The 9,598-nt window shown below is 68.9% G+C and carries 11 protein-coding genes; 5 read left to right on the forward strand and 6 right to left on the reverse strand.

Annotated features, from left to right (window positions below; translation table 11 throughout):
- Nucleotides 1-487, reverse strand: a 487-nt coding sequence (locus VFS34_11855) for a hypothetical protein (protein HET9795148.1), incomplete at its 3' end; no start/stop codon positions are given.
- Between the two features lie 147 nt (nucleotides 488-634).
- Between VFS34_11855 and VFS34_11860 the strand changes: the two genes are divergently transcribed.
- From VFS34_11860 to VFS34_11880, 5 genes are all read left to right on the forward strand, one after another.
- On the forward strand, nucleotides 635-1,852 hold the full coding sequence (locus VFS34_11860) for an efflux RND transporter periplasmic adaptor subunit (protein HET9795149.1): 1,218 nt from the start codon (nucleotides 635-637) through the stop codon (nucleotides 1,850-1,852).
- A complete protein-coding gene (locus VFS34_11865; GenBank protein HET9795150.1) occupies nucleotides 1,839-2,540 on the forward strand; it encodes an ABC transporter ATP-binding protein in 702 nt (233 codons plus the stop codon). The genes VFS34_11860 and VFS34_11865 overlap by 14 nt, the downstream gene beginning before the upstream one ends.
- Nucleotides 2,541-2,573: 33 nt before the next feature.
- Nucleotides 2,574-3,830 carry an ABC transporter permease gene (locus VFS34_11870; protein ID HET9795151.1) on the forward strand — a complete coding sequence of 419 codons (1,257 nt, stop codon included), beginning with the start codon at nucleotides 2,574-2,576 and terminating at the stop codon, nucleotides 3,828-3,830.
- Complete coding sequence (locus VFS34_11875; protein HET9795152.1) at nucleotides 3,823-5,136, forward strand: ABC transporter permease; 1,314 nt, start codon at nucleotides 3,823-3,825, stop codon at nucleotides 5,134-5,136. Before VFS34_11870 ends, VFS34_11875 begins: the two co-directional genes overlap by 8 nt.
- 115 nt (nucleotides 5,137-5,251) lie before the next feature.
- Nucleotides 5,252-5,638: a hypothetical protein gene (locus tag VFS34_11880; GenBank protein HET9795153.1), complete on the forward strand. Its 387-nt coding sequence runs from the start codon at nucleotides 5,252-5,254 to the stop codon at nucleotides 5,636-5,638.
- A gap of 56 nt (nucleotides 5,639-5,694) precedes the next feature.
- Here the strand turns inward: VFS34_11880 and rnc are convergent, their stop codons facing one another.
- The 5 genes from rnc to VFS34_11905 all read right to left on the reverse strand — a co-directional run.
- Nucleotides 5,695-6,408 carry a ribonuclease III gene (rnc, locus tag VFS34_11885; GenBank protein HET9795154.1) on the reverse strand — a complete coding sequence of 238 codons (714 nt, stop codon included), beginning with the start codon at nucleotides 6,406-6,408 and terminating at the stop codon, nucleotides 5,695-5,697.
- Complete coding sequence (locus VFS34_11890) at nucleotides 6,405-6,761, reverse strand: hypothetical protein (protein ID HET9795155.1); 357 nt, start codon at nucleotides 6,759-6,761, stop codon at nucleotides 6,405-6,407. Before VFS34_11890 ends, rnc begins: the two co-directional genes overlap by 4 nt.
- A complete protein-coding gene (locus tag VFS34_11895; protein HET9795156.1) occupies nucleotides 6,758-7,531 on the reverse strand; it encodes a TatD family hydrolase in 774 nt (257 codons plus the stop codon). The genes VFS34_11890 and VFS34_11895 overlap by 4 nt, the downstream gene beginning before the upstream one ends.
- Complete coding sequence (metG, locus tag VFS34_11900) at nucleotides 7,528-9,438, reverse strand: methionine--tRNA ligase (GenBank protein HET9795157.1); 1,911 nt, start codon at nucleotides 9,436-9,438, stop codon at nucleotides 7,528-7,530. The genes VFS34_11895 and metG overlap by 4 nt, the downstream gene beginning before the upstream one ends.
- A partial coding sequence (locus tag VFS34_11905; GenBank protein ID HET9795158.1) for a JAB domain-containing protein occupies nucleotides 9,438-9,598 on the reverse strand: 161 nt, incomplete at its 5' end. The genes VFS34_11905 and metG, both read right to left, overlap by 1 nt.

Raw genomic sequence — 9,598 nt, forward strand, 5'->3', positions numbered from 1 at the left:
GGCCCGCGAACTCCGCGGGAAAGCGGAGCCGGTCGCCGAGCGCGCTCCCGAGCACTTCGACGTACTTCGCCGTCGCGATGCTTCCGAGGAGAACGACCTCGTCCTCCGCCGCGAGCCGTTCCGCCAGTCGCAAGGCGTCCCGCTCGAACGGCCTCCGGTACCGCCGCTCTCCGGCGTCGATCGGAACGTCGGCGAAACGAAGGATGTCGCGGCGCGTGACCCGTTCGTCGGGAGAGACGAGACCGCGGGTGGGCGTGATCACGAGCGTTCCGGGCGCGCCCGGCGGCGCGGAAGCGAACGCCCGGGCATACGAGATCTTTCCCCGGAAGTACAGGCCGCTCAGGAAGGAAAAGACTTCGCCGATCGGCGCACCCTCCGGCTCCCGAAGCTGCCGGGCGAGCGGAAAATCGGCCTTCGTCCGTACCAGCAGACGGGCCCTCTCCCCTCCGCACGACGCGGGAGAGAGGACGAAGATCCGGTGCGCCATGCGCCGCCATTCTGCACGAGGCGGGCCAGCGCGGAAAGACCGCCCCGGACCCTCGTTTCCGCCCGGAGCGGGAACTTTCGGGCCCGGATTCCGTAGATCCCCTTCGAGCGGCGGATTCGCCGCGGAACCACGTAAAGGACGGAAAAGATGAAGAAGCGATGGATCGGGACGGGAATCGCGGCGGTCGTTCTGCTGGGCGGCGTCGTCGCCGCGCGGAGCCGCGGGAAGAGCGGCGCGCCCAAGGAAGATTCGAGCCCGTTCCGGGTCGGGAAGGTCGAAGCCGAGGACCTCCAGGTCAGCGTGCGGGAGGTCGGAGTCGTCGATCCGGAGACGAAGGTGGACGTGAAGTCGGCCGTCTCCGGCAAGGTCGTCGCCCTCAAGGTCCGCGAAGGGGCGGTCGTCCGCGTCGGAGACGTCCTCGCCGAGGTCGAGCCGGACGTGACGCAGGCGCAATCCCTCTCCGACGTCCAGGCCGGCGTGCGCCAGTCGCGGCTCCGGCTCGAGGACGCCGAACGCGAATACGCCAACCAGAAGGCGCTCTTCGACAACGGACTCGTCGGGAGCGACGCCCTGAAGGCCGTGACCAACAAGCGCGCGCAGGCCCGGCAGGAGCTCGAGGCGGCGCAGACCCGCTATCGCATCGTCGAGGACCACGGGATCCCGATCTCGGGGGATGCGACGACGCAGAAGGCGCGCGTGACGAGCCCGATGAACGGCGTCGTCATCAAGAAGGGAGTCGAGCTCGGCGAAACGGTGACTTCGGGCGTGTCGTCGTTCAACGAGGGGACCGTGCTCTTCACGGTCGCGGACCTGAAGTCGCTGTTGATCCGCGTCAACCTGAACGAGGTGGACATCGCGAAAGTGCGGGTCGGCCAGCCGGTCCGGATCACCCTCGACGCCTATCCGCAGAAGATCTTCTCCGGGAAGGTTCGATTCGTCGCGCCGGCCGCCAAGCTCGTGGACAAGATCAAGGTCTTCGAGATCGAGGTCGCCCTGGACGAGCTCTCCGACGCCTACCGCACGGGCATGAGCGCGAACGTCGAAATCCTCGGCGAGCGCCGCCCGCACGCGATCTCGATCCCGCTCGAGGCCCTCCAGAGGCGCGACGGCAAGCCCGTCGCCTACCGACTGAAGGAGAACCTCCCCGAGAAGATGACGGCGGCCGCCCGGGAAGGTCTCTCCGGCCGGAACAAGTACACCTGGCTGTCGGAGCACTGGAAGGACTATTTCGAACCGGTGCCGGTCGTCGCGGGCGTCGCGACCCTGGAGCGCGTCGAAGTCCTGTCGGGACTCTCCGCGGGCAGCCGGGTGAGCCTGGAGGACCCCACCCGGAAGAAGGTGGAGAAGGACGATGAAAACAACTGACCGCGCTCCGATCATCGAGGTCGCCGGACTGACGAAGGTCTACGGGGCCAACGGCACGGCGGTCCACGCGCTCCGCGGCATCGAGATGACCGTCGAGAGCGGCGAATTCCTCGCGCTGATCGGTCCCTCGGGGTCGGGAAAGTCGACTCTGATGGCGATCCTCGGATGCCTCGATTCGCCCACCGGGGGAAGCTACCGGTTCGACGGAGAGCGCGTCGACGGACTCTCCGGCGCCGCCCTCGCCCGGATCCGCAACGAGAAGATCGGGTTCGTCTTCCAGAACTACAACCTCCTGCCGAAGGCGTCGGTCGCCCGGAACGTCGAGCTCCCGATGCTCTACGCGGGAGTGGCCCGCCGCGAGCGCCGGGATCGAGCGATGGACCTCCTGGAACGGGTGGGAATCGCCGACAAGGCGCGCCAGCTCCCGGCGGCGCTCTCGGGCGGCCAGCGCCAGCGCGTCGCGATCGCCCGGGCGCTCGCCAATCGCCCGAAAATGCTCCTCGCCGACGAGCCGACGGGCGCCCTCGACTCCCGGACCGGACACGAGGTGCTCGCCCTCTTCCAGGATCTCCACGCCGGCGGCAACACCGTCGTGCTCGTCACGCACGATCCGACGATCGCCGCGCTCGCCGGCCGGCGGGTCGAGATCCACGACGGCCTCGTGCGCCCCGAAGCCGCGGCGGCGTGAGGCGCGCTCGATGAGCCGCACGGGGGCCGTCCGATGAGCGCCGCCCAGGGCGCCTTCCGCGAACGCGTCCGTTCCGCGTGGACGGAGATGCGGGAAAACCCGGGCCGCTCGACGCTCCAGGCGCTCGGCGTGATGCTCGGGGTCGCGTCGGTCCTCGGCGGTTTCTCGATCGCCGACAGCCAGCGCCGCCGGGCCGAGGAGCTCTTCGTCAAGATCGGCGGGCTCGACAAGCTGAACGTCCAGCCGGCGGCCGCGGTCAAGGACGGCACGACCCCCTCGGCGCTCGAGACGGCGAACCTCGGCCTGCGCGGCATCGACGCCGACTCGGGCGAATCCCTCGACCGCGCGCGCGTCGCGGGGGTGAGCCAGCAGAAGATGGCTCGCGCGCGCGTGCGATCCGCGTACGCGGATCAGGAACGCCAGATCTCGGGAATCGCGGGGGACTACTTCGCGATCAACGGCTATTCGCTGGAGGCGGGAAGGACCTTCTCCGCGCACGATCTCGATTCCGCGGCCCCGGTCGCGATCCTCGGCAAGGAGGCCGCGAGCGTCTTCTTCCCGACCGGCGACGTCGTCGGCCAGCAGATCCGCGTCGGCGACACGCCCGTGACGGTGATCGGGCTCCTCCAGGAAAAGGTCTTCCGCTTCCGCGAAGGACAGGGGAACGTGTTCGCGTGGCGCAACCGCATCATCGCGCTGCCGGCGAGCCTGGTGGCGCGGCGGATGCAGGGGGACGCCTACCAGCGGCTCGACCGCGTCACGTTCCGCCTCCCCGAGATCAAGGCCCTTTCGGGATTCTCGAAGCAGCTCGACGTCCTGCTCACCGCGAACCACCGCCTCCAGCGCGACTTCCGTCTCGACGACGTCGCCGCCCGGATGCGGAAGATGGAGAGTCAGGGGGACATCTACAACATGATCTTCATGCTGTCCGGAGTGCTGGCGCTCCTCGGCGGCGGCATGGTCAACGTCAACATCCAGATGGCGACCCTGAAGGAACGCGTCCGGGAAGTGGGCGTGAAGATGGCGATCGGCGCGGGAGGCCGCGAGATCTTCAAGGAATTCATGACCGAGGCGCTGCTGCTGACGGGCGCGGGAGGCCTCGTCGGACTCGCTCTCGGAATCGCCTTCTCGAAGGTCATCACCGCCTCGATCGGGATCCCGCTCCACATGGAAGCCGCGAGCTTCGCCTGGGCGTACGTCCTCGCCGCCCTGTTCGGGTTCGTCTTCGCGCTCTACCCCGCCGTCAAAGCGAGCCGGCTGTCGCCGATGGAGGCGCTGCGCTATGAGTGAGGCTCTGCTCGGGCTCGACGCGCCGGCGGCCGAAATCCCGGACCTTCCGGATCCCGGCCGCCGCCGGTTCACGTTCTCGGCCCGGGTCGGACTGGTGCTTTCGGTCGTGACCGGCGGCCTCGTGGAGCTCTGGGCGCACAAACTGCGTTCGATCCTGACCCTCACGCTCCTGACGCTGGGCGTCTTCGCGCTCGTCGTGATGACGTCCGTGCTCGACGGCGTCCTCGACAAGATCGCGACGGGATTCGCCGGGCTGTCGTGGGACGGAACCGTGATGGTGATCCCGAAGTCGCCGGAAACGACCGAGGATCAGAAACGCTTCGCGATGAGCCCCGGACTGCGGGTCGAGGACCTTCCCCGCGTCACCGCGGCGGACCCGAAAGTCGTCGGGTTCCTGCCGCGCGCCTACAAGCGCTCGGCCACGCGCGTCGCCGGGGGAACCGAACGCATCTTCGTGACCGGAGTGACGCCCGACTACGCGACGCTGATGAACCGCCCCATCGGGTTCGGCCGCGGGCTCACCCCGGACGACGAGCGCCGGCGGAGCACCGTCGCGGTCGTCGGCGCGACGCTCGCGTCGAAGCTCTTCGGCGGATCCGATCCGGTCGGCCGCGACATGGTCGTCGAAGGCGTGCCGTTCCGGATCGTCGGAGTGCAGGCGCCGGGGCAGTTGTTCTCGGACGAGAACTACATGGACGCCAACGGGATCCATGTCCCGCTCGCGACCTACATGGATCGGATCGATCCCGATCACCAGCTCGCCCAGATCGCCGTGAAGCTCCGCGCCAAGAGCGACATGGGGGCGGTTTCGGCGATGATGCTCGGAAGGGTGCGGCAGGCCCATCACGGGATCGAGGACGTGGAGATCCGCGACCTCGACGCCGACCTCGCCCGCAGCTGGCAGAACTTCCTGAACCAGATGCGCGGCTGGCGCATCGTCCTGACGAGCCTCGCGGGGACGGTCCTCCTCGTCGGAGGCGTCGGCGTCCTTTCGGTCATGCTGATCTCCTTCTCCGACCGGCGCTACGAGATCGGGCTCCGGAAATCGCTGGGGGCTTCCGACGGCGAGATCCTCGTCCAGTTCCTGCTCGAGGCGGTCGTCCTCGCGTCGCTCGGAGCGCTCGCCGGGACGGTCGGCGGAGCCGTTCTCTGCCGCGCGCTGTCGGACAAGTTCCCCTACGGGCTGGTCGTCAACCCGCTCGGGCTCGTGGTGGCCTGGGGTGTCGCGCTCACGCTGGCGATCGTGTTCGGGATGTACCCGGCCGTGAGAGCTTCCCGGCTGTCGCCGATGGAAGCCATGCGGTAAGAGGCAGGCGGTCGAGCGCCCGGCCGGGCCTCAGAGTTCGAGTACACCCATCCGAATGACAGCTGGCGCAATTCTTGCAATAATTCCACCTCGCCCTTTTTTGAAAGGAGAGGCTATGAAGAAGATCCTCGGGGTTCTGGTTTCGGTGCTGGTCGGCGCCGCGATGGCGTCGGGAGCCGAGCAGACGTGGCACGGGAAGATCAGCGACAGCATGTGCGGCGCCTCGCACAAATCCGCGATCGAGCATTCGGGAAAGAAGCTGACCGACCGTGAATGCACCCAGGCGTGCATCAAGGACGGCGCCAAGTACGTGTTCGTCAGCGGCGGCAAGGTCTACAACATCGAGAATCAGGACTATGCCGGTCTCGCCGAGCATGCGGGGCACAGCGTGACGCTCAAGGGCGAGATGACGGGAGACACGATCAAGGTCGCCAGCATCAGCATGGGCAAGGCCGGGCACAAGAAGACGATGACGAAGGAAAAGCCCGCCTCGACCTCCTAGGACCGGGAAATGGGCGGACGGGAGCGGCGGCAGCGCCGCCCCGTCCGTCGATCCACCTACTGCCGGGCCAGCCTCTCCAGGGTGGCGCGCGCGGCCTGCCGCTGCGCCTCCTTCTTCGAGGGCCCTCTCCCCTGCGCGAAGGCCACGCCGTTCCAGAGGACCTCGATCAGGAACGTCTTCTCGTGATCGGGGCCGATCTCCTCGAGCACCCGATATTCCGGCAGCGGCAACCCGAGCCGCTGGGCCGTTTCCTGGAGAGTCGTCTTGTAGTCGTGGAACGACAGGTCGCCGAGGTCGATCCCGGAGATGTCCGTCTCGAACATCCGGGAGATGAACGGGGCGACCGCGGGAAGGCTCCCATCGAGGTAGATCGACGCGATGACGGCTTCGAGCGCGTCGGCGAGGAGCGAGTCCTTGTTGGCCCCCCCGGACCTCGCCTCCCCCGAGCCCAGGCGCAGGAACGCCCCGATCCCGAGCTCCCGCGCCTTCTGGGAAAGCGTCGTCGCGGAAACGAGATGCGCCTTGATCTTCGAGAGCGACCCCTCCTGCAGCGCGGGAAATCCCTTGAAGATCAGCTCGCCGATCACGAATCCGAGGACGGCGTCGCCGAGGAATTCGAGAGTCTCGTTGTGCTGGACGCGCGGCATGCGGTTCTCGTTCGAATACGACTTGTGCGTGAGCGCGCGGACGAGGAGCGCGGGGTCGCGGAACGTGTAGCCGAGCTTCTTCTCGAGGACGCTCCACGGTGGCCGGACGGCCGCGGTGCTCACGCGAACGCCCCGCGCGCCGCGGCGAGCGGCGGGACGGGGCGGGCGGCGGGACCGCTCGCGACGAGAACCGGCATGCCTTCGTGGCCGAGTCCGGCGGGGCGGATTCGCCGCCCGGTCTCGATTCCCTCCGCGACCGCGCGGCGGCCGATCCCGCGGGCGAGCGTGACGGCCGGCCCGCCGGCGCCCTCGCCATCGAGATCGCGGACGAACGCGCGATCGATCTTCCTCGCCGGCGGATACGCCCGACGGCAGGCGACAGAAGGATAACCCGTTCCCGGGCCCGCGGCCGGGTCGCGGCCCGGCCGAGAGGCCGGAACCGGCGGGAAAGTCCCCGGGGTCCGCCGCGGGCTCACGCCGGACGGCGGGCGAACAACGCGTCGAAATTCGACGTCGTCGCCGCTTCCACCTCCTCGAAGGAGACTTCCTTGACCGCCGCGAGCCGCCGCGCCGTGTCGACGACGTAAGCGGGCTCGCAACGCTTCCCCCGGTGCGGTTCGGGAGCGAGGAACGGCGCGTCCGTTTCGACCAGCATCGCGGCCAGGGGCAGACCTCGGGCCGCCGCCCGGATGTTTTCCGCCCCCTTGAACGTGAGCATTCCGGAAAACGAGATCCGGTACCCGAGCGCGATCGCGCGGGACCCGTAGGCCGCGTCCTCCGTGAAGGAATGGAAGACGCCGGGATCGGCGCGGCGCGGCTCCGCGGCGAGGATGTCGAGCATCTCCGCGCCGCTCTCGCGGTTGTGGAGCAGCGCGGGGAGTCCGCGCTCCCGGGCGAAGGCGAGCTGGGACCGGAGCGCGCGCCGCTGGACGTCGCGCGGCGAATGGTCGTAATGGAAATCGAGACCGATCTCCCCGACGGCGACCGCCTTCGGAGAACGGAGGAGCGTCTCGAAGATCGGGAGAACCCGGTCTTCGTCGAAGTCCTTCGCCTCGTGGGGGTGGATCCCGACGGCCGCGAAGACGCCTTCGTGGGCTTCCGCCACGTCCACCGCGGCGCGCGAATCCTCCACCGTCGTTCCCGGCACCAGGATCTTTCCGACACCGGCGTCGCGCGCGCGGCCGATCGCCTCCCGCCGCTCTCCTTCCGGGAGCATCTGCAGATGGCCGTGGGAATCGCAGATCATTTCACTTTCGTCCCGGGCGGGACCTCCGCCTCCGGGACGAGCACGACCGGCTCTCCCGAATCCGGCAGCGAAGCGGCGAGGACCATCCCGTTCGACTCGAGGCCCATGAGCTTCGCCGGCTGGAGATTCGCGACGATCACGACCGTCTTCCCGACCAGGTTCTCGGCGGCATACCGCGTCGCGATGCCGGCGACGACCTGGCGCCGCTCCGTGCCGAGATCGACCTCCAGGCGCATGAGCTTCTTCGATTTCGGAACCGGCTCGGCGGCGACGATCTTCGCGGTGCGGAGCTCGATCTTCTGGAACTCCTCGATCGTGATCTTCGGGCCGCCGGGAGGGGCGGAGGCTTCGCTCATGGGAACCTCGCTCGGAAAGAATCTCTTCGGATCGACGCGCGGGAAGAGCGGCTCGGCCGCGGAAAGCGGGCGTCCGGCCGGCAGCCCTCCCCAGGCGAGCGCGCCGGGACCGTCTCCCGGGTCGGCGCCGAGCGCGGCGAGAGCTTTCGGCGCGGCGTTCGGGAGGACCGGCGCGAGCGCGGCGGCCGCGATGCGCGTTCCCTCGGCGGAGGCGTACAGCATCCGGGAGAGGCGATCGCTCTTCCCCTCCTCCCTGGCCACCTTCCAGGGCTGGCGGGCCGCGACGTAGCCGTCCACCTGCTTCAACATTCCGGCGACCGCCTCGAGGCCGCGGGAGAACTCGAGCCGCTCGAACGCGTCGAGATACGCCTCCGCCGCGGGACCGGCCGCCGTCTTCACCTCGTTGTCGTCGCACGTCAGGGGAGGCGTTCCGCCGTAGGCGTTCACGCAGAGCCGGACCACCCGGGACACGGCGTTTCCGAGGCCGTTGGCGAGATCGGCGTTGTAGCGCTCGAGAAACGCCTCGTCCGAAAAGCTCGCGTCCGCGCCGAAGACCATCTCGCGGAGGAGGAAGTAGCGGAGCGCGTCGGGCCCGAACTCCGCGACGAGCGCGTCGGGCCGAACGACGTTGCCCGTCGACTTCGACATCTTCTTCTCGTCGCGCAGCCACCACCCGTGCGCCGCCACCCGGGTCGGCAGCGGAAGACCCGCCGACAGGAGGAACGCCGGCCAGTAAACCGCATGGAACCGGAGGATGTCCTTGCCGACGAGATGGGTGCGTTCCGCCTCCGGATGGTCCCAGTACCGGCGATAGAGCGCGTCGTCCTCGCCTCCGAACCCGAGCGAGGTGATGTAGTTCGCCAGGGCGTCGAGCCAGACGTACACCACGTGCCCCGGATGACCCGGAAACGGGATCCCCCAGGTCAGGTTCGTCCGCGAGACCGACAGGTCGCGCAGGCCCGCCTCCACGAACGATTCGACCTCGTGGAATCGTGAGGGCGGAACGACGAAGTCGGAATGCGCGCGGTAGTGCGCGAGCAGCGGCTCCTGGTATTTCGAGAGCCGGAAGAAGACGTTCTCCTCCGACTGCCACGCGCACGCCGTCCCGTGGTCGGGACAGAGGTTGCCCGGAAGCAGCTCCTTCTCCGTGTAGTACGCCTCGCACGCGGTGCAGTACCACCCTTCGTGCCGCGCCGTGTAGAGGTCTCCCGCCGCCTCGATCCGGCGGATCAGCGCGACGACGCCGCGCGCGTGGCGCGCCTCGGTCGTCCGGATGAAGTCGTCGTGGGTGATCGAGAGCGTCTTCCACCACTCGTGGTACCGCGCGACGACGCGGTCGGCGAGCGCCCGCGGGGCGATTCCCTGGGCCGCCGCGGCGCGCTCGATCTTCTGCCCGTGCTCGTCGGTCCCGGTGTGGAAGCGCACGTCCTCGCCCCGCGCCCGGCGGAACCGCGCGATCGTATCGGCGACGATCGTCGAATAGAGATGGCCGATGTGCGGCAGGTCGTTGACGTAGTAGATCGGCGTCGTGACGTAGAAGGTTTTCGCCATCAGAGGAGCCCCCGTTCCCGGAGAGACTCGCAGCGGCCGCGGCCGACGACCACGTGATCGAGGAGGCGCACCCCGACGAGATCCGCCGCGTGTTTCAACCGCCGCGTGAACTCCACGTCTTCGGCGGACGGCGCCGGGTCGCCCGAGGGGTGGTTGTGGT

Source organism: Thermoanaerobaculia bacterium (assembly GCA_035717485.1).
Lineage (GTDB): Bacteria > Acidobacteriota > Thermoanaerobaculia > UBA5066 > DATFVB01 > DATFVB01.